This window comes from Stackebrandtia soli, assembly GCF_965137155.1.
GTDB lineage: Bacteria > Actinomycetota > Actinomycetes > Mycobacteriales > Micromonosporaceae > Stackebrandtia > Stackebrandtia soli.
Genome location: NZ_CBCRZX010000029.1, coordinates 38,852 through 58,176 on the forward strand (window position 1 = coordinate 38,852; position 19,325 = coordinate 58,176).

The following is a 19,325-nucleotide window of genomic DNA, read 5'->3' on the forward strand; positions in this document are numbered from 1 at the left end:
CGACTCGTCGGCGAGTTGCCGGGTGACGGGGCAGCCTCTAAGGTCGTCAGCGTCTCTCACCCTGGAGTGGTCCATGCGCAACTTCCTCGAACTACTGGAACGCGAGGCCTCCGCCGTCGAGTTCGACGAACCGATCGCGGCGGCCCGAGCGGCGGGCGCCTCCGCCGAGGAGCTCGCCGAACTCCAACGCGCCCAGACGATTGCGCTACGAGTCCGGGAGACGATGACGACGCGCGCCCGGCGCGGCGCGGAGCTGTCCGCCGCGTTCGAGCTCGCCGCAGACCTCCCCGGGCTGCGCGATCTCGACGCGGTTCTCGACACGATCGCCCGGCACGCCCGGCAACTCCTGCGCACCGACGTCGCCTACCTGACCTTGCACGACGAGGCGCGCGGCGACACCTACATGCGGGTCACGAACGGCTCCGTGTCCGCGCCGTTCCAACGGGTCCGACTGCCGATGGGAATCGGGCTCGGCGGGCTCGTCGCGCAGCACGCGACGCCGTACGCCAGCTCCGACTACTTCGCCGACGACCGCTTCGACCACTCCGACGACGTCGACGTGGCGGTGCGCGACGAGGGACTGGTCGCGATCCTCGGCGTCCCGCTTCGCTTGGGGCAACGGACGATCGGCGTCCTCTTCGCCGCCGACCGACGTCCGCGCCGCTTCCTCCGGGAGGAGGTGGCGCTGCTCGGCTCACTCGCCGTCCAGGCCGCCGTCGCCATCGACAACGCCCGGCTTCTCGACGAGACCCGCGCCGCGCTCGCGGAACTGTCCGAGGCCAACTCCCTCGTCCGCGCCCACAGCGACGCCGTTGAGCGGGCCGCGCTCGCCCATGACCGCATGGCACAGCTCGTGCTCGGCGGCGGAGGCATCGCCGAGGTCGCCGCGATCGTCACCGGGATTCTCGGCGGCGCGCTCGTCGTCCTCGACGCGATCGATCGGCCCGTGTGCGCGATCGGCGAGGTGGGGGAGCTGACGCCGAGAGTGTTCGAGGCGGCCCGGACGGCGTGCGCGCTCGGGCGGGCGGTCCGCGCGGACGGCGCGTACGTGGCGGCGGTGGAGGCGGACGGGGCCGCGTTGTGCACCTTCGTCCTGCGGACGGACGCCGAGCTCGCTGACATCGACCAGCGCATTCTCGAACGCGCGGTCCTGGTGGCGGCGTTGTTGACGCTGATGCGTCGGAGCGCCGCCGATGCCGAGGACCGTTTCCGCGGTGAGCTGCTGGACGATCTGATCGCCTACGCGGGAGGGGATTCGGAAGGGCTGCGCGATCGAGCGAATCGGGTCGGCGTCGATCTCGACGCGCCGCATGTGGTCGTCGTCGCGACGCACGACGGAGCCCGCCAGCGGGCCGCGTTCTGGGCGTCGAGTCACGCCACTTTGGAGAGTGGTCTCGCGGCGGTCCGGGCTCGTGAGCTCGTACTGCTCGTCCCGGGTTCGGAAGCGGGCGCGATCGCGCGGCGCATCGCCGACGAGCTGGGGGCCTCGATCGGACGCCCGGTCGCGGCGGGCGGCAGCGGACCGGTGAGCGGTGCGGACGCCGTCGCCGTCGCGTATCGCGAGGCTCGCCGTTGCGCCGACACGGTGACGGCCCTCGGTCGTACCGGTGGGGCGAGCGCGGCGGATCTCGGTTTCGTGGGGCTGCTCGTCGGTGACGGCCGGGACGTGGGCGCGTTCATCGACGCCACCGTCGGGCCGGTCGTCGCCTATGACGCGCGCCGGAAGACCGCGCTCGTCGACACCCTCGTCAGTTACTTCGGGACGGGCGGGAGTCTCAGTCGTGCCGCCGATGAGCTGCACATCCACGTCAACACCGTGACGCAGCGCCTCGAACGCGTGACGAACCTGCTCGGCGCCGACTGGCAGCGTCCGCAGCGCGCGCTCGAGATCCAGTTGGCGCTGCGACTGCACCGCATTCGCGGGGTCGTCTGAGCCGTTCCGGGGCGTGCGACCTGGCGAAACACCATTCGCCCACGTTGGGGTCGTCCGAACTCAGGTCGTGCGAGGCGCCGATCGGTCGTTACTCGGCGCTGCGGAGAAGCCGTGTCGTGTGGACATGCTTCGGCGAGACGGTGGAATGGCGTTCCGACACCGCTGTCGGCGATCCGCCGTATGGGACGGCGGCTATGTCGGTAACGCACATGAAACACGGTCGAAAGCCGTTGGTCATCGACATGGCCGACGGCCGCGTGGTGTCGGACACTCTTCATAACTAAGAACTGAATCATCTCTCATTTTTTCGAGAGGACGTCCGTGAAGATTCCCGACCCGATCACCACCCGCGCTCACGCTCACCCGACCGCGCTCGCCGTCATCGACACCCTTTCCGGCGCTCGGCTCAGTTATGCCGACGTCGACCTGCGGGTCGGACGGATCGCGGGGGCTCTCGCCACCCACGGTGTCGGTTCCGGCGACCGGGTCGCGATCCTGTCCGGGAACCGCGTCGAGGTGATCGAGACCGTGTTCGCGTGCGCGCGGCTCGGGGCGATCGCGGCTCCGCTGAACTGGCGCCTGTCCCCGGGCGAACTCGCCGACATAGTCGCCGACTGTGGACCATCCATCATGGTGTCCGACGGCGCCAACGCCGCGTTGGCGGCGACGCTCGCGCCGATCGTCGTCGACTACGACGACGCGTCGTGGGCCGCCGCGCTCGCCGGCGCGGATGCCCTGCCGGACTGGGGTTTCCGCGACGACGGCGACATCTGGTACCTGCTGTACACGTCGGGCACGACCGGTCGCCCCAAGGGCGTCATCTACACGGTCGGCATGGCGTTGGCCAATCACGTCAACATCGGCACCGCGATCGGCCTGACCTCGGCCGACGTCACCCTCAACGCCCTGCCGATGTTCCACACCGGAGGGATCAACCTCCACACCGTGCCGACGCTCTTCGCGGGCGGCGCCGCCATCGTCGCGCACGAGTTCGCCCCGGCGATGATCCTGCGTTCGCTGGCGAGCGAGGCGACCGCGTTCTTCGGCGTGCCGACGATGTACCGGCTGCTCGCCGACGAGCCCGGATTCGAGGACACGACATTCCCCACCATGCGTTCATGGGCGAGCGGGGGAGCGGCGATGCCGGTGCCGCTCCTGAGGTCGCTCGCCGAACGCGGCATCGTCGTCCGGCAGGGAATGGGCATGACCGAGACCGGCCCGACGCTGTTCCTCATCGACGCCGAGCACGCTTTGTCCAAGGCGGGTTCCGTTGGGACGAGCCAGGTCCTGTCCGAGGTGCGGCTGGTCGACGCGTCCGGCGTCGACACCGACGAAGGCGAACTGCTCGTGCGCGGTGCCGCCGTCACGCCCGGGTACTGGAACCGTCCCGACGCCACGGCGGAGGCGTTCACCGCCGACGGCTGGCTCCGGTCGGGTGACATCGCCCGCCGCGACGCGGATGGTCACTATTGGATAGTCGACCGGCTCAAGGACATGTACATATCGGGCGGCGAGAACGTCTATCCCGCCGAAGTGGAACGCGTGCTGCTGACACACCCGGACGTCGCGGAGGCGGCGGTCGTGGGCGTGCCCGACGACCGCTGGGGCGAGACCGGGCAGGCGGTCCTCGTCGCCGCTCCCGGCGCCGAGATCGACACCGGCGAGGTGCGCGCGCACTGCCGTCGACACCTCGCCGCGTTCAAGGTTCCGACGCACGTCGTCGTGCTCGACGCGTTGCCCCGCAACGCTTCCGGGAAGGTCCTGAAGGCCCGGCTCAGTCCTGTCGTCTGGCGAGCGCGCTCCGTCGTCACGCAGGACGACATCGACGTGTACGCGCGACTGTCCGGCGACGAGAACCCCGTCCACATCGATCCGTCCTATGCGGAGAAGACGGTGTTCGGGGGAACGATCGCGCACGGAATGCTCGTGCTCGGCCGGATCCAGGCCGCCGTGGATCGGCACCATCCCGGACGGAGCCTGGCGCGACTCGAGATCTCGTTCACCGCCGCGACCCGCGCCGACGACGAGATCACCGTGACCGGTGAGGCTCGCGGCGGCGAGCTGGCGGTCACCGTCACCCGGACCGACGGCCGGGTCGTCTGCGAACTGACGGGAGCACTGCGATGAGCACGTTCTGGGACACCGCGATCGGCCGCTCGGCCACTGTGGATCGTGTCTTCACGGCGGCGGACCTCGCCGACTACTCCGCCGTCACCGGTCGCCGCCTCGACCCGACCATCGTCCCCGAGTCCCTGCTGACGGGCATGTTCTCGCGGCTGCTCGGGATGGACCTCCCCGGCCCCGAATCCCTGTACCTCAACCAGACCCTGACCTTCTCCGAGCCCGCGCGGATCGGTGAGACGGTGACCGCCCGCGTCACCGTCATCGCCGTCCGCCCGACCAGCGCGGTCGTCACCCTCCGCGCCGTCGTCTCCGTCGGCGACCGCGTGATCTGCGAGGGAGACGCCGTCGTCCTCGCCCGCCAACACCCCCACTCTTGACCCCGTAACAAGGAGCCCCTCATGACACCCCGCCGTCTCACCGGCGCGCTCGCCGCCGCCGCGCTCACCGTCACCGCCCTGGGGGCGTGCGCCGCCCCCGCCGAATCCTCCGCCGACACGGTGAAGGTCGGCGTCCTTACATCCACCAGCGGACTGCTGTCCAGTTACGGCCGTCAATACTCGGACGGCTTCGCCGCCGGGCTCGACTACGCGACCGACGGCACCGGCAAGGTCGGTGACATCACGGTCGAGGTGACGTACCACGACGACGCCGGCGAACCGGAGAAGGCGACGTCGACCGCCACCGGCATCATCGGCGACGGTTATACGATCCTCGCCGGCACCGCGTCGTCCGGCGTCGCGACACAGCTCGCCCCGCTGGCCGAACAGAATCAGATCCTCTACATCGGAGGCCCGGCCGCGACCGACGCGATGACCGGCATCAACGACTTCACGTTCCGTTCCGGCCGTCAGACCTATCAGGACCTGCTCGCGGCACAGTCCTTCCTGGGCGACCTCGAAGGCAAGAAGATCCTCGTCCTCGCGCAGGACTACGCGTTCGGGCAGGACAACGTCGCCGCCGCGGAGAAGGTCTTCGGCGAGGAGGGCGGCGCCGACGTCGAACCGGTACTCGTCCCGCTCGACACGACCGACTTCACCCCGTTCGCCCGCCAGATCACCGACGCGAAACCCGACATGCTCTTCGTCGCGTGGGCCGGCGACACCGCGTCCAACATGTGGCAGACGCTCGACCAGCAGAAGGTCTTCGACTCCACAAAGGTCGTCACCGGATTGGCCGAACGCGTCGGCTACGAGACCTTCGGCGCGGCCGGAACGAAGATCGACTTCCTGTCGCACTACTTCGCCGAAGCCACCGACAACGAGCCCGCGACCGCGCTCGCCGCCGCGCTCGCCAAGGACGACATCACGCCCGACATCTTCCACACCGACGGGTTCACCGCCGCGCAGATGGTCGTCCGCGCGATCGCCGAGGGCGGCACCGACCCCGCCGCGATGGCCAAGGCCCTCGAAGGTTGGACCTTCACCTCGCCGAAGGGCGAATCGACCGTCCGCGCCAGCGACCACGCGCTCCTGCAGCCGATGTTCCAGGCTCGACTCGTCGAGAAGGACGGCGCGCTCGTGCCGGAGCTCGTCACGGCGCTGACCTCCGACGACGTCACCCCGCCCGAGGCGAAGTGATGACGATCGACGCCCCCGCGCCGGTCGACACCGCCGTACTCGCCACCGACGGGCTCGGCGTCGACATCGGCGGTGTCACGATCCTCAACGACGTGGGCCTCTCCGTTCGGCCCGGCGAGATCCTCGCGATCCTCGGGCCGAACGGGGCCGGCAAGACCACCCTGTTCAACGTCCTCTCCGGACTGCGGACGCCGACCCGAGGCCGAATCCTCCTGAACGGCAACGACATCACGAGGCAACCCGTGCACGTCCGGGCCCGCTCCGGGATCGCCCGCAGCTTCCAGATCACGAGCCTGTTTCCCGCGCTGTCGGCCGTCGAGAACGTCCGGCTCGCCGCACAGGCACACCTCGGCGGGAGCCTCGCGGTGTGGCGGCGCGTGCGCGACACCGACGACGCGACCGAACGCGCCCGCGTCGCGCTCGCCGACGTCGGCATCGCCGACAAGGCTGACACGATCGCCGCCGACCTGTCCCACGGCGACAAGCGACGCCTCGAGGTCGCCGTCGCGATCGCGGGACGACCGACCGTGCTGCTCCTCGACGAACCCACCGCCGGGATGGCCGCCGAGGACGTACCCGAACTGACCGAGGTCATCCGTCGACTATCGACGGAGGAGGGGATCACCGTAGTCCTCATCGAACACCGGATGGACGTCGCCGTCGCGCTCGCCGACCGGATGGCCGTCATGCACCACGGCGTCCTGCTCGCCTGCGACACGCCGGACCGCGTCATGGCCGACCCGCTCGTTCAATCCGCCTACCTCGGGGAGGCCCTGTGACGACCGTGCTGGAGGTGACGAACCTCGACGTCTACCGGGGCGAATCGCATGTGCTGCAAGGAGTCTCACTGTCCGTCCCATCCGGCGGCGTGACCGCGCTGCTCGGCCGCAACGGCGTCGGCAAGACGACGACGCTGCTCGGAGTGCTCGGCCTCGCGACCCGCACAGGACGGATCAGCCTCGACGGCGTCGACATCTCGACGATGCCGACGCACCGGATCGTCCAGCACGGCGTCGGGTACGTCCCCGAGAACCGAGAGGTCTTCTCGCGGCTCACCGTCGCCGAGAACCTGCGACTCGCGGAACGCCGCGACAGCGACCACCACTACGACCTGGTGTTCGAGCTGTTCCCGAGGCTCGCCGAACGCCGCTCCCAACGCGCGGGCAGCATGTCCGGCGGGGAACAGCAGATGCTCGCGCTCGCGCGGGCGCTCCTCAACGACAACACGCTGCTCCTCATCGACGAACCGAGCCAGGGCCTCGCCCCGCACCTCGTCACCGAACTCGCCGAGTCCCTCGTGGAGATCGCGAAGTCCCGAACGATCGTCCTGGTCGAACAGAACCTCGACCTCGTCCGTCGACTCGCCGAGCACGCCGTCGTCCTCGACCAGGGCCGCGTCGCCTGGACCGGTTCGGCCGCCGAACTGCTCGCCGACGCCGACCTCACCCGCGCCCACCTGGGCGTCGGAGTGGCCACATGAGACCTATCGCCGCCCACCCCACCGAGAGGAGGACACAATGGAGACATTTCTGCTGCTGACGGTGACCGGCCTCGGCCTCGCCTCGCTGTACTTCCTGGTCTCGTCCGGTCTGTCCCTGATCTTCGGGCTCATGGACGTCCTCAACTTCGCCCACGGCGCGTTCCTCACCTGCGGCGGATACCTCGCCTGGGTCATCGTCGACGCGACCGGAAGCTTCACCCTCGGCGTCCTCATCGCCGTACCGGCCGTCGCCGCGCTCGCCGCGCTCATCGAGGTGACGCTGCTGCGTCGCTGGTACGGCAACCACGTCCCACAGATCCTGCTGACCGTCGGGCTACTGCTCGCCATCACCGCCCTCATCAGGGCGATGTTCGGCCCCGACGCCCGCACCATCAAGACACCTCAGTGGATGAACGAGGTGACCGAGGTCCTCGGCGCCCACATCCCCAACGATCGGCTGCTCGTCATCGGCATCGCCGTCGCCGTGTACGCCGCGCTCGCGCTGTTCCTCGCCAAGACCCGGTACGGCCTCGTCATCCGCGCGGGCGTCGAGAACCGGCCGATGGTCACCGCGCTCGGCATCGACGTCCGACGCGCGTTCACCCTCGTCTTCGCCATCGGCGGCGCGCTCGCCGCCCTCGCCGGGGCGCTCGCCGCGGCCGTCAACAACGCCGTATCCCCCGAACAGGGCATGAGCCTGCTCATCTTCGCGTTCATCGTCGTCATCATCGGCGGCCTCGGCTCGATCCTCGGCTCCGCGCTCGCCGCCGTCCTCGTCGGGATGTTCCAGCAGTACGCCAACTTCTACGCCGCCGTCGGCGCCGGAGACCTCATCGTCGTGCTCCTGCTCGTCGGCGTCCTCCTCGCCCGACCCCAAGGGCTGCTGGGAAAGGCCACGACATGACCACCACCGACCCACGACCCTGGCTCCGACGCGGCATCCTGGCGATCCTCATCGGACTCGCCGTCGCCATGCCGTTCCTGCACGTCTACATCCCCGGACTGTTCGCCGGCGCCCTGTCGAGCCCCGGCGTCCTGCACCTGCTGTCACTCATGTTCGTGATGGCCGGCGTCGCCATGACCTACGACCTCCTGTTCGGACACACCGGCCTGCTCACCTTCGGGCACAGCCTGTACGTCGCCGCGGGCATGTACACCACCGCGATCGCCCTCGGATCCGGCGTATCGCTCCCCATCGCACTGTCGTATGTGGCGGTCGTCGGAATCGCACTCCCGCTAATCCTCGGAGCGATCTGCCTGCGCGTCGACGGCATCGCCTTCGCCATGGCGACGCTCGCGTTCGCGCAGGCCGCCGCCATCTTCGTCCTACGCGACCCGTTCGACGTGACGGGCGGCGAACTCGGAGTCGCCCTGCCGTACCAGCAACTGCCCGCCGAACTCGTCGGCGTCTTCAACGCGAAGTACCGGTACTGGCTCGCGCTCGTCGTTCTCGTCGTCATCGCCGCCGTCATCGCGTGGGCGCTACGCTCTCGGCCCGGCCGGGTGTGGGTCGCCATCCGAGAGAACCCCGCACGCGTGGCCGTCCTCGGACTGCGCCCATACAGCTTCAAGCTCCTGGTGTTCGTGCTCGCGTCCTTCCTCGCCACCCTCGCGGGCGCCGCGTACGCGCTCGTGTCCGGCGGCGCGTACGCCGAGATCACCGAATCCACCTTCACCCTCGGGCTGCTCGTCATGGTCGTCCTCGGCGGCACCGGGCACCGATACGGTGCCCTCGTCGGGGGACTGCTGTACACGTATCTCGGTCACCGCCTCGGCGAACTCGGCACCGCCCACCCCGGACTGCCGGCGCCGCTGCGGGAACCGATGTTCGTGCTCGGCGCGCTCTTCGTCGTCATCGTCCTCGCCCTCCCCAAGGGAGTCACCTCCGTCGCCGGCGCGACCAGCCTGCGCCACCTCACCGCCGCCCTCACCGGCCGAGGCACCGCCGACACGACGAAGGGCTCCGCATGACCGCCCGCATCGCCGGACTCGCGTCCTACCTCCCGGAACGCTGGATGACCGCCGCCGAGATCGCCACGGCCAGTGGCATTCCCGAGCCGGTCGTCGTCGACAAGTTCGGGCTTCGCGGCAAGCACATCGCCGCCGCCGACGAACACGTCAGCGACATGGCCGTCATCGCGGGACGCCGAGCACTCGACGACGCCGGGCTCACCCCCGCCGACATCGACGCCGTCGTCTACTTCGGTTCGACGTGGAAGGACCACCCGGTCTGGCACGCCTCACCGCACATCGCGCGCCAACTGGGCTGCGTCAACGCCTTCGCCCTCGAACTGGACTACGTGTCCTGCGGGACCCCGGTGGCGCTCCGCATATGCCGGGACATGCTGGTCGCCGAGCCCGCGATCCGCCGCGTCCTCGCCGTCGCCGCCAGCCGCGAATCGCACCTCCTCGACTACGGCAACCGGCGATCGCGTTTCGCGTTCAACTTCGGAGACGGCGCCGTCGCCGCCGTGCTGTCCACCGTCGACGACGGGGCCGAGATCGGCGCGACGGCGATGATCACCGACGGATCGTTCTCCCACCAGGTACGGGTTCCCGCAGGGGGAAGCGTCGAGCCGACGTCCGCCGCCACCATCGCGGACGGGCGGCACCTCCTCGACGTCGCCGACCCGATCTCCATGAAGGACGGACTGGACGCGGTCTCATTGCCGAACTTCCGAGCCGTCGCCTCGCGCGCGCTCGCCGGATCGGGACGTGAACCTGCCGACGTCGACCTTCTGTGCCTCATCCACATGAAACGGTCCATGCACGACGAGATCCTCGACGTCCTCGGAGTCCCGGCCGAACGCTCCGTCTACCTGGACGACACCGGCCATATGAGCGGTGTCGACCCGTTGCTCGCGCTCGATCGCCGCCGGGACGCGCTAAGTGCCGGCGACACGGTGCTGCTGCTCGCCGCGGGCACGGGCTACACGTGGGCGGCGTCCACTCTGACCTGGCGACCAACGGGACGAAAGGGATAGTCATGACACGGGGAATCGAATCGAGGTATGTCGACACCCGTCGACGCCGAACGCACGTTCGGGCCGTCGGCGAACCGTCCGGCGAGACCGTCGTGTTCGTCCACGGCAACCTCTCCGAGTCGACGGTGTGGTGCGAGCAGCTGCGACTCCTCCCGCCTCACCTCGGCGGCGTCGCCGCCGACCTGCGCGGATTCGGTGACGGAGACGCGCCACCGATCGACGCCACACGCGGCCTCGGCGACCATCGGGACGACCTCGTCGCCCTGCTCGACGCGCTCGGTCTCGACCGGGTCCATCTCGTCGGCCACTCGATGGGCGGCGGCGTCGTCGCCGACCTCGCCACCCACCACCCCGAGCGCGTGGCGACCCTGACCCTCGTCACGCCGTTGGCGCCCCACGGTTTCGGCGGGACGGACCTGGACGGTCGACCGTACGCGCCAGACCTCGCCGGAACCGGTGGCGGGGCGGTGAATCCGCGTTTCGTCGAACGGATCCTGCTCGGCGACGAAGGTGACGAGGACCCCGCCGCGCCCCGCAACGTGGTGCGCGCGCTGTACTTCCCCGGTCAGACCGTCGACGAGGACGTCCACGTCGCGGCGATGCTGCGCACCCGGATCGGCGACGATCACTACCCGGGCGACAGCGTGCCGTCCCCGCATTGGCCGGGCTTCGCCCCGGGCACTAGGGGAGTCCTGAACTCGATGTCCGCCAAGTACTTCTCGTGGGCACGGCTCGCCGAGACGGCGTCGCACGTGCCGGTGCTCTGGGTGCGCGGCGATCTCGATGTCATCGTCTCCGATACGTCGATGTCCGATGTGGGGCAACTTGGTAGGGTGGGCGCCGTGCCCGGCTGGCCGGGGTCCGATGTGTTCGACGCGCAACCGATGATCGCGCAGACCCGGCGCGTCCTCGACGCCCATGGCGACTACCGCGAAGTCGTCATGTCCGGCACCGGACACTTTCCGTACGCGCAGCGGCCCACCGAGTTCGCGTCGCTGGTGTCCGAACACGTCGCGCGCTTCTACGCGGACCACCGGTGAGCAGAGGGGGAGACATGTCAACGTGGCACGTGGACGACGCACCGCCGCCGACCGCCGTCAGCGGCAAGCCGCTGTCCAAAAAGGGTGAACGGACGCGTCGGCGTCTGCTCGACGCCGCCGAGGAGATCTTCGCCGAACTCGGATATCACGATGCCTCGATCGTGAAGATCACCGAGTCCGCGCAGGTCGCCCAGGGCACCTTCTACATCTACTTCGAGAGCAAGCAGCAGGTCTTCGACGAACTCGTAGACGACCTGAACCGGCGCGTCCGTTTCGCCATGTCCGAAGGCTCGCAACGAGGAACCGACCGCGCCGAGGCCGAGAGGCTCGGCTTCGCCGCGTTCTTTCGTTTCACCGCAGAGCATCCCGGGCTCTACCGGATCATCCGGCAGGCCGAGTTCGCGTCGCCCGGCGCGCTGCAACGGCACTACCAGACCATCGCCGACGGCTACATCGGAGGACTTCGGCAGGCGATGGCCGACGGCGAGATCGCCGAGGCCGATCCGGAGGTGCTCGCATTCGCGCTCATGGGAATCGGCGAGCTGATCGGCATGCGCTGGGTGCTGTGGCAGGGCGGCCCCGGGGAGGTTCCCGAGCACGTCTTCGAGGAGATGTACGCGTTCATTCGGCGCGGTCTCGGCTCCCCGTGACGTCGCCACGAGCCGCGTCCCAACTGTGTGGGCCATCGACATGGTTACATGCCTGTGACATCCGTAACGTCCCGTTCATGACAACTGAGTCACTACTCATGAACGAGGTGAAGTCCGATGCGGACAATCCTGAATAGAGTTACAACCGTCCTGTGCGCGAGCGCCATCGCGCTGACCGCATTCGCGTCGACCCCGGCACACGCGAACAGCACCCCGGAACCCCGCCCCACCGCGAGTCTGCAACCCGTCGCCTCCTTCGGAAGCAACCCCGGCGCGCTCGCGATGTACGCGTACATTCCCGACACCGTGGCCGCGACTCCCGCGGTCGTCGTCGCGGCCCACGGCTGCGCCCAAGACGCCGCCGCCTACCACGGCCATTCCGGCTGGCAGCGCTATGCCGACGAGTGGGGTTTCATCGTCGTCTACCCGCAACAGCCCATGTCGAACAACTTCAACAAGTGCTTCAACTGGTTCGAACCCGCAGACCAGGGCCGATCCGGTGAGGCGGCGTCCATCGCCTCGATGGTCGGTCACGCCGTCACCACCTGGGGCGCCGACCCGTCGCGCGTATACGTGACCGGATTGTCCGCGGGCGGTGCGATGAGCGCGATCATGCTCGCCGCCTACCCGGAACTCTTCGCGGGCGGCTCGATCATCGGCGGGATCCCGTACCGCTGCGCGACCAGCAGCATCAGCGCGTTCAGCTGCATGAACCCCGGCACCGACAGGACGCCCGCAGCCTGGGGCGACCTGGTGCGCGCGGCGAACACCGGGTACGACGGGCCGCGCGCGAAGGTCGCGATCTGGCACGGCGGCGCCGACTACGTCGTCGCGACGCGCAACGGCGCCGAGTCCCGTGATCAGTGGACGAACGTCCACGGCGTGGCCGCGACCCCGACGGAGACCGTCGCCCTGCCCGCGAACACGACGCTCGACAAGTACGGCACCGACGACGTCCGCGTCTACACCGTCGCGGGCATGGGGCACGGCACCCCCGTCGATCCCGGCACTGGTCCCGACCAGTGCGGCACCGCCGGGGCGTACTTCCTCGACACGATCTGCTCCACTTACCACGACGCCGTCTATTTCGGACTGAACGGTTGAGTGCAATCGCTGAACGTGGCCGGTCACGGGGATTCCCGCTGATCGGCCGCATCGCGGCCCACCACAGTCTGACCGTGCCTCGATCACCAGCCTCGGTTCTGAATCGCCTTACCTTGAACGACGTGTTTTCCGAGATGCCGAGGCCAAAGCAGGTCCTCTAGTCCAATGTGAAGCTACTGGTCATGCGGATGACCGCGGCCCCGGGCGGCGCGTCCGTACCACCGCCGGGAAACTCATCCTCGTCGAGGACCGGTCCTCCATCGTCGCCAGTGGATCGTTTGGTGGGACGCCTCCGGAGCCCCCGAGTGCAGGAATTAGCCGGACGGTTGAGAATCTCGGCGCGCCAGCGGTCTGGGGCGCACTAGGCACAGGTGTCAGCCGACGACGTCATGGCTCGTGACGGCCCGATGATCTCCCTGACACTCCCAGCACTCGAAAGTCGCGCATTCGACGCAGATGCCCATGTTCTCGAGTCGGTTCGTCTGGCCGCACGAACACAGGCCCCGTTGCCTCAGGATCGCGTTCCAGCCGGTCTCGCCACCGACGGCGGCCAGCGAGGCGGCGACATAGTCGCGCACCAGCGGAGTATCGGCGAGCGCGGATCGCTGCTCGCCACGTCGCTGGTAAGGCTCGAACCTCAGAGCGTTCTCGTGCTTGAGAAACCAGCAGTACAAGAGGAAGAAGGCCAGGTCGTCGACGAGCCAGCGTTCGCTGCCCCCAGCCCAGTGGTCGAGGACGCGCCTCGCCCGATCTTCGAACGGCAGCGACCGGTCGAGGATGACGCTGTTCCCGTTCGTGGCTCCCATCTCGCCCTCGCGATCCGTTGTCGTCGTTCGCGCCGCCTAGCAACCTACGTATGCAACATAATCGATGCGTGGATGTTTTGCGCCACAACCAACACACGGTTCACTCCGGATTTCCAGGTCTAGCACTTCGCGACCGTGACGACCGGTGCTGCGGTTCTTCGAAGCTCGACGCGCCCACCGTAGTCACCAACGTGACCCGAAACATGCTGCCGATCGCGTGGGTGTCCGCGTACGCTTTCGCGCGAGACACCGAGGAGGACGTCATGAGCGACGTGATCGAGTGGCAGCGCTGGGCGAAGGCACGCGACGAGCAGATCGGCGCGGAGTACGGCCCGTTGAGCTTGACCGCGCTGCACTGGCTGTCCGATGAGGACCAGAACTTCCCCGGTGTGCCGGGGAGTTGGCGCGCCGAACCGGCCGTCGCCGACGGCGAGTCTTCTCAGGGCGATTCCGCGGCCATCGCCGCCGCCTTCGGCACCGTCACCGTGACGGCCGATTCCTCAGAGGGCATCGAGATCGACGGCCGCGTCGTGTCTGGTTCCGTTCGCGTGTCGACGGAGTCCGACATCCAGGCGCGCGTCGGCGACGTCATCGTCGAGATCATCGAACGTGATGGATCGCACGCGATCCGCGTCCGCGACCCGAAGGCGCCCGCCCGGCTCGCGTTCACGACGCTCCCGCGCTACGACTTCGACCCCGCGTGGCGGCTGACCGCTCGCTTCGACGCGCTCGTCGAACCCCGCGAGATCACCGTCGGGTCCGTTGTGGATGGAATCACCCATCAGAGCACCGTCGGCGGCGAGATCGCCTTCACCGTCGACGGATCCGAGCATCGGCTGACGGCATTCGGCGATGTCGACCACCTGTGGATCCTGTTCCGTGACGCGACCAGTGGCGTCACGACTCCCGGCGCGGCTCGCTCGCTGCGGGTCGACCGCCCGGCGGAGGATGGAACCGTCGTCCTCGACTTCAACCGGGCGTCCTGCCTGCCGTGCGCCTTCAACGACTACTCGACCTGCCCCCTCCCGCCCCCGAACAACCGTCTCCCCATCCCCGTCCACACAGGCGAACGCTCCCCGGAATAGCCGCACGCCGTCCCTGGAACATGCGCGGCGTGGGTTCCCGTGCGCCGCATGGGATGGCGACTGTCCATGATCCACGATGTCGACGCATTTGGCGGAATTGGGCCGGATCAGACCCCACCGCGCGACTGCCGCCAGCCGACCGCGCCGTCTCCTGTGGAGAGTCCGGGCGGCAGCGACTTGGCGCCGTTCACGTGAGCCGTCGGACGGCGCCGCCACCAACCGGCGACATCGGCACCGGTCCACGGTGGTCCGCCGGGCCGTCGCGAAAAGCCCGGGCGTCGACGATGGCGGCACAGGGGCTCTCGGTGATGCTCTCGCTGGAGCACCCCGTCAGTCGTCAGCCTGTTTCGTGCGTTTGGTCTTGACCAGCCAGAAGGTCAGGAGCGCCGCCGCGATGATTCCAGGGACCATGTGGACCGCGAGCACGCCTATGAGGCTCGGACCTCCCCAGTCGTTCTCGTAGGAGGAAGGGTCCGAGAAGTCCACGACGAACGGCTCCACCACCGCGCGAACTATGAAGTAGGCGGCGACGACGAAGGCGAGGAACCGGAAGACACTCTTCATTGAACCTCCATAGGTGAGCTCTCCGATTATCTCGTGTCCAATCACGACCACACCTCACAACGCGCCGCCGACAAATGAAGTCACCCCTGCGAACCCTGCCCCCGCAACCAGTCGCGTCGACCCCCACGACATGACCGCCTCCCACCCGTGCGCGGGGAGCAGGAGATTGACGACGCGCGCGGCCGCCGGGTCGAGGGGCCATCCCCGCGTGCGCGGGGAGCAGCCGAGTTGACCTGCGGGTCTACCGGCGGGTAACTGAGTTTTTGACCAAGATCATTTAGGTGGACTTCGTGTGGTGGTGGCCGTTCTCCGTTGGTTTGTGCGCGTCGGATTGACTGTGAGTATGACTCATAGTCAACATCGATGGTCGGGAGCCGCTCTGAGCCGACGCTCCGGGGTCGTCTGGGGGAAATCGAAAAGGGACAGCGATGATTGGCTGCCATTGTGGAGACATCTGGCTGATTCCGCGCAGGTAGCCGAACTGTTGTGGGACCGATGGGTGCCGGATCGCGTCCGGACCTTGATCGCCGATGTCGCGGGAGACATGGATTCCGGTCGTCGCCTTGTCTCATGGCTGGCCGGTGTGCACGACATTGGCAAAGCGACACCGTCCTTTACGAACCAGGCTCCGCAACTGGCGGAACGCGGTGACATCCACGGTCTGGTCTGGACGTCCAATCGCGAGCTGTATCCCCGAGCTGCCAAACACGCGACTACCGGCCAGTTGATCCTGAACGCTTGGCTCGCGGACCGCCACGCTTGGCGGAAGCGGCAGTACCAACAGTTTTCCTGCGTCGTCGGCGGACATCATGGGGCGCCGCCCGATTCAGCGATGATTCAAGAGGTCGAGAACTGGTCGGTCAGCCACCCGATGGGCTGGTCCTATGACGGCGACGAGACTCCTTGGCGGCGAACACAATGGGAACTCCTGGATTGGGCGGCGGAATCGTCGGGAATCGCCGATGACCTGCGGCGGTGGGCGACAACCACAGTGCCGAAGGCGACGCAGGTCTTGCTGACGGCGATCGTGATCATCGCGGACTGGATCGCCAGCAACGAGGACTACTTCCCTTACCTGTCAATCGAACACGATCCGAGCAATGAGGATCGAATCGCCGTCGGGTGGCGGAAGGCCGCGCTCCCTCCACGATGGCGGGCGGCCGCCGTCCCCAAGGATCCGTCCGAACTGTTCCGAGCGCGGTTCAACCCCGAACACCGCCCTCATCCGGTCCAGGTCGCAGCCGTCTCGATCGCCGTCTCCCTCACGGAACCCGCGTTGATCATCGTCGAAGCTCCGATGGGTGAGGGGAAGACGGAAGCGGCGCTCGCCATCGCCGAGATCGTCGCCGAGCGCGGCGGGGACGGCGGAGTCCTCCTGGCACTGCCGACCCGCGCCACCAGCGACGCGGTACTGACCAGGGCCGAGGAGTGGGTCGCCAAGCTCGCGGAGCAAGCGGACACGCCGTTGGACCTCATGCTTGGTCACGCGAAGAACCGGCACAACAAGGACTTCCGCCGCTTGCTGGGCGCGGGATACTCCTGTATCGACACCGACTGGGGTGTCGAGAAGCCGGGAGCGCATCGGACAACTCCACGAGTCGCCGCGCACCGCTGGATGGCAGGTCGGAAGAAGACCCTGCTGTCCCAGTTCGCCGTCGTCACGATCGACCAACTCCTATTCGCGGCGTTGAAGATGAAGCACGTGGCGCTTCGACATCTCGGTCTCGCAGGGAAGGTCGTCGTCATCGACGAGGCTCACGCATACGACGTCTACATGTCCCAATATCTCGAGATGGCCATCGAATGGATCGCCCACTATGGATGCACAGTGGTCGTCCTGTCGGCGACCTTGCCGTCCGACACTCGGGATCGTCTCGTCCGGGCTTATCGCGATAAGCTGTCCGCACAGGACGAGGGCGCGCTCGCCGACGTCGGCTATCCAACGATCGTCACCGCTTCCCGGAACGGCGAGATCGTTGTTCGCGACGCCGATCCCGCGTCTGACCGCTCCGTGGACGTCGACATCGAATTCCTGGCGGACGATGATCAGGTTCTCGCGGACAAACTGAACGTTGCGCTTCGTGACGGCGGATGCGTGCTCGTCATTAGGAACACGGTCGCCCGGGCGCAGGCCACCGCCCGCATGCTTCGCGAGAAGATCGGTGATCGGGTCGACGTGAGACTGGCGCACTCACGATTCCTCACCTTCGATCGCAGCTCGAACGACACCTGGTTGCGTGACACTTTTGGACGGACTCGGGCGATTGTTACGCCGCCGACGATCGTGGTCGCCACCCAAGTCGCGGAGCAAAGCCTCGACATCGACTTCGACTTGCTGGTGACCGACTTGGCGCCGACCGACCTGATGTTGCAACGGCTCGGGCGGACACATCGCCACGACCGTCGCGCGACAGGTGACCGCCCGATGGCACTCCGTCGACCGCGTTGCCTTGTCACGGGAGCGATGTGGGACCAGTCCCCGATCGCTCCGAATCGGGGTTCGACACGTGTCTATGACGAGTACCTGCTGTTGCGTTCGGCGGCCGTCCTGTTTGATCACTGTCGCGAAAGGGGCAACATCGTACGACTCCCAGCGGACATCTCACCGCTCGTGCAACGCACCTATGGGGACGCCGACGTCGGTCCCGCCGACTGGCAGCCTCACCTGGCCCGGACGAAGACCAGATTCCAGGCGATCCAGGAACGGAAAGCACAGGACGCCAGGGAGTTCCGAATCGACGGTCCCGTAGGACGTACGTTGATCGGCTTCCTGTCCTCGGGTGTCGGGGACGCTGACGAGAGGCCCAGTGGATACGCCCAGGTTCGGGATGGAGGCGACTCCGTTGAGGTCATCGTGGTGGTCGAACGGGACGAATCATGGTTCGTTCCGGATTGGATCGAAGACGGTCTTGCCGGAGCCGAGATTCCTCGCGAGGCCGACCCCGGTCACGAGCTCGGTCGAGTCGTGTCGCAGTGCACCATCGTGCTTCCGTTCTGGCTCAACGCCGAACAGGTCGTCGAAGAGCTCGACCAGCGGTACTTTCCTGTGGCGTGGCAAGAGAACCATTGGCTGGCGGGCGAACTGGTGATGCCACTGGAGGCCGACGACATGGCCATCACCCTCGCGGGCCATCGCGTCACGTACTCTCCACAGGACGGGCTCACAGTCGCCAAACTCGACCAAGCAAATCGCGCTCGAAAGGCCCCACAAAAATGATCTTGGTCAAAAACGCAGTTACCCGCGGGTAGACCCCCAGGTCAACTCGTCTGCTCCCCGCGCACGCGGGGATGGTCCTCTCGATGGATGGTTCCAGGACCGGGCGCGACGCTGCTCCCCGCGCACGCGGGGATGGTCCCGCCACGTAAGTGCGCGTAGCCATTGCCGTGCCTGCTCCCCGCGCACGCGGGGATGGTCCCGAGGTGAAAGTGCCTGTCGCGGAGTATTTTCCGTGCTCCCCGCACGCGCGGGGATGGGGTCGCTTCCGTGTGGCGTGGGTGTTTTCTTGTGGTGGGTGCCGCAGGCGTCCGGCTTGGTGGGGCGGTGTACGGGAACTGAGATGTTCTGCTGTGGACGGAGCGGAGGCCCACCAAGCCGTGGAACCGGGCCACCCACGTACCGGCCGGATAGCACCGGGACGGGACCGAGAGCTGACCTCTCGGGGTGGTCGCGTTCTGCGGCTTGGTGGGTCTCGCCTCACCATCACCGCAGAAAGGCGTGGTCGCGTAAACCGCCCCACCAAGCCGAAGGTCTGTGGCCATCCGGCCTTTGGAGGGTCGTGTGGTTGGGTGCGTCGCTGCGCCAAGCCGAAGGTCGTCGGTTACCCGGTTTTGAAAGGAATTGGCGGGGGAGGATCGGATCGTGTCGAGGTGTCGGGTAGCTGAACACACCATCACTTCGCCATAGTCCTCGACGAGACGCAGGGAACCCATGACCGACCGCACTGACCGCCCCGCCAACGACCGCGCCACCACCACCCC

16 protein-coding genes are annotated in these 19,325 nt (G+C 67.8%); 14 read left to right on the forward strand and 2 right to left on the reverse strand.

Going from position 1 to position 19,325, the window contains the following annotated elements; genetic code table 11:
• Positions 1 to 73: 73 nt before the first annotated feature.
• The 12 genes from ACM9NP_RS16490 to ACM9NP_RS16545 all read left to right on the forward strand — a co-directional run bounded on the left by ACM9NP_RS16490 (position 74) and on the right by ACM9NP_RS16545 (position 12,892).
• Complete coding sequence (locus tag ACM9NP_RS16490; RefSeq protein WP_415647594.1) at positions 74 to 1,933, forward strand: helix-turn-helix domain-containing protein; 1,860 nt, start codon at positions 74 to 76, stop codon at positions 1,931 to 1,933.
• Between the two features lie 321 nt (positions 1,934 to 2,254).
• The gene (locus tag ACM9NP_RS16495) at positions 2,255 to 4,060 is read left to right on the forward strand and encodes an AMP-binding protein (RefSeq protein WP_415647595.1); all 1,806 of its coding nucleotides are present in this window, start codon (positions 2,255 to 2,257) and stop codon (positions 4,058 to 4,060) included.
• Positions 4,057 to 4,434 (forward strand): hotdog domain-containing protein, encoded by a 378-nt coding sequence (locus ACM9NP_RS16500; RefSeq protein WP_415647596.1) that lies wholly within the window; start codon positions 4,057 to 4,059, stop codon positions 4,432 to 4,434. The genes ACM9NP_RS16495 and ACM9NP_RS16500 overlap by 4 nt, the downstream gene beginning before the upstream one ends.
• A 21-nt stretch (positions 4,435 to 4,455) precedes the next feature.
• Positions 4,456 to 5,634 (forward strand): substrate-binding domain-containing protein, encoded by a 1,179-nt coding sequence (locus tag ACM9NP_RS16505; RefSeq protein ID WP_415647597.1) that lies wholly within the window; start codon positions 4,456 to 4,458, stop codon positions 5,632 to 5,634.
• A complete protein-coding gene (locus tag ACM9NP_RS16510) occupies positions 5,634 to 6,413 on the forward strand; it encodes an ABC transporter ATP-binding protein (protein WP_415647598.1) in 780 nt (259 codons plus the stop codon). Before ACM9NP_RS16505 ends, ACM9NP_RS16510 begins: the two co-directional genes overlap by 1 nt.
• Positions 6,410 to 7,114 (forward strand): ABC transporter ATP-binding protein, encoded by a 705-nt coding sequence (locus ACM9NP_RS16515; protein WP_415647599.1) that lies wholly within the window; start codon positions 6,410 to 6,412, stop codon positions 7,112 to 7,114. Before ACM9NP_RS16510 ends, ACM9NP_RS16515 begins: the two co-directional genes overlap by 4 nt.
• Positions 7,115 to 7,151: 37 nt before the next feature.
• Positions 7,152 to 8,018, forward strand: a complete 867-nt coding sequence (locus ACM9NP_RS16520; protein ID WP_415647600.1) for a branched-chain amino acid ABC transporter permease — start codon at positions 7,152 to 7,154, stop codon at positions 8,016 to 8,018.
• Positions 8,015 to 9,085 carry a branched-chain amino acid ABC transporter permease gene (locus ACM9NP_RS16525; RefSeq protein WP_415647601.1) on the forward strand — a complete coding sequence of 357 codons (1,071 nt, stop codon included), beginning with the start codon at positions 8,015 to 8,017 and terminating at the stop codon, positions 9,083 to 9,085. The genes ACM9NP_RS16520 and ACM9NP_RS16525 overlap by 4 nt, the downstream gene beginning before the upstream one ends.
• Positions 9,082 to 10,098: a 3-oxoacyl-ACP synthase gene (locus ACM9NP_RS16530; RefSeq protein WP_415647602.1), complete on the forward strand. Its 1,017-nt coding sequence runs from the start codon at positions 9,082 to 9,084 to the stop codon at positions 10,096 to 10,098. The genes ACM9NP_RS16525 and ACM9NP_RS16530 overlap by 4 nt, the downstream gene beginning before the upstream one ends.
• Positions 10,099 to 10,100: 2 nt before the next feature.
• Positions 10,101 to 11,138, forward strand: a complete 1,038-nt coding sequence (locus tag ACM9NP_RS16535; RefSeq protein ID WP_415647603.1) for an alpha/beta hydrolase — start codon at positions 10,101 to 10,103, stop codon at positions 11,136 to 11,138.
• A 14-nt stretch (positions 11,139 to 11,152) separates the two neighbouring features.
• Complete coding sequence (locus ACM9NP_RS16540; protein ID WP_415647604.1) at positions 11,153 to 11,788, forward strand: TetR/AcrR family transcriptional regulator; 636 nt, start codon at positions 11,153 to 11,155, stop codon at positions 11,786 to 11,788.
• Positions 11,789 to 11,905: 117 nt separating this feature from the next.
• A complete protein-coding gene (locus ACM9NP_RS16545; protein WP_415647605.1) occupies positions 11,906 to 12,892 on the forward strand; it encodes an extracellular catalytic domain type 1 short-chain-length polyhydroxyalkanoate depolymerase in 987 nt (328 codons plus the stop codon).
• Positions 12,893 to 13,266: 374 nt separating this feature from the next.
• On the opposite strand, the gene ACM9NP_RS16550 is transcribed toward ACM9NP_RS16545, so the two are convergent.
• The gene (locus ACM9NP_RS16550) at positions 13,267 to 13,698 is read right to left on the reverse strand and encodes a hypothetical protein (protein ID WP_415647606.1); all 432 of its coding nucleotides are present in this window, start codon (positions 13,696 to 13,698) and stop codon (positions 13,267 to 13,269) included.
• A 191-nt stretch (positions 13,699 to 13,889) separates the two neighbouring features.
• Here ACM9NP_RS16550 and ACM9NP_RS16555 point away from each other — a divergent pair, with 191 nt between their 5' ends.
• Positions 13,890 to 14,783: a DUF1684 domain-containing protein gene (locus ACM9NP_RS16555; RefSeq protein WP_415647607.1), complete on the forward strand. Its 894-nt coding sequence runs from the start codon at positions 13,890 to 13,892 to the stop codon at positions 14,781 to 14,783.
• 330 nt (positions 14,784 to 15,113) lie between these two features.
• On the opposite strand, the gene ACM9NP_RS16560 is transcribed toward ACM9NP_RS16555, so the two are convergent.
• Entirely contained in the window at positions 15,114 to 15,392 is a 279-nt protein-coding gene (locus ACM9NP_RS16560; RefSeq protein ID WP_415647608.1) for a hypothetical protein, read from the reverse strand.
• 298 nt (positions 15,393 to 15,690) lie between these two features.
• On the opposite strand from ACM9NP_RS16560, the gene cas3 reads away from it, so the two are divergent.
• Positions 15,691 to 18,564, forward strand: coding sequence for a CRISPR-associated helicase Cas3' (gene cas3 / locus ACM9NP_RS16565; protein ID WP_415647609.1), 2,874 nt, complete (start codon positions 15,691 to 15,693; stop codon positions 18,562 to 18,564).
• Positions 18,565 to 19,325 lie beyond the last annotated feature (761 nt).

What these genes read in the sequence shown, in the direction of transcription:
- ACM9NP_RS16490 (WP_415647594.1), top strand. Translation starts at nt 74, where the DNA reads ATGCGCAACTTCCTCGAACTACTGGAACGCGAGGCCTCCGCCGTCGAG.
- ACM9NP_RS16500 (WP_415647596.1), top strand. Translation starts at nt 4,057, where the DNA reads ATGAGCACGTTCTGGGACACCGCGATCGGCCGCTCGGCCACTGTGGAT.
- ACM9NP_RS16505 (WP_415647597.1), top strand. Translation starts at nt 4,456, where the DNA reads ATGACACCCCGCCGTCTCACCGGCGCGCTCGCCGCCGCCGCGCTCACC.
- ACM9NP_RS16510 (WP_415647598.1), top strand. Translation starts at nt 5,634, where the DNA reads ATGACGATCGACGCCCCCGCGCCGGTCGACACCGCCGTACTCGCCACC.
- ACM9NP_RS16520 (WP_415647600.1), top strand. Translation starts at nt 7,152, where the DNA reads ATGGAGACATTTCTGCTGCTGACGGTGACCGGCCTCGGCCTCGCCTCG.
- ACM9NP_RS16525 (WP_415647601.1), top strand. Translation starts at nt 8,015, where the DNA reads ATGACCACCACCGACCCACGACCCTGGCTCCGACGCGGCATCCTGGCG.
- ACM9NP_RS16530 (WP_415647602.1), top strand. Translation starts at nt 9,082, where the DNA reads ATGACCGCCCGCATCGCCGGACTCGCGTCCTACCTCCCGGAACGCTGG.
- ACM9NP_RS16535 (WP_415647603.1), top strand. Translation starts at nt 10,101, where the DNA reads ATGACACGGGGAATCGAATCGAGGTATGTCGACACCCGTCGACGCCGA.
- ACM9NP_RS16540 (WP_415647604.1), top strand. Translation starts at nt 11,153, where the DNA reads ATGTCAACGTGGCACGTGGACGACGCACCGCCGCCGACCGCCGTCAGC.
- ACM9NP_RS16545 (WP_415647605.1), top strand. Translation starts at nt 11,906, where the DNA reads ATGCGGACAATCCTGAATAGAGTTACAACCGTCCTGTGCGCGAGCGCC.
- ACM9NP_RS16550 (WP_415647606.1), bottom strand. Translation starts at nt 13,698, where the DNA reads ATGGGAGCCACGAACGGGAACAGCGTCATCCTCGACCGGTCGCTGCCG.
- cas3 (WP_415647609.1), top strand. Translation starts at nt 15,691, where the DNA reads ATGACTCATAGTCAACATCGATGGTCGGGAGCCGCTCTGAGCCGACGC.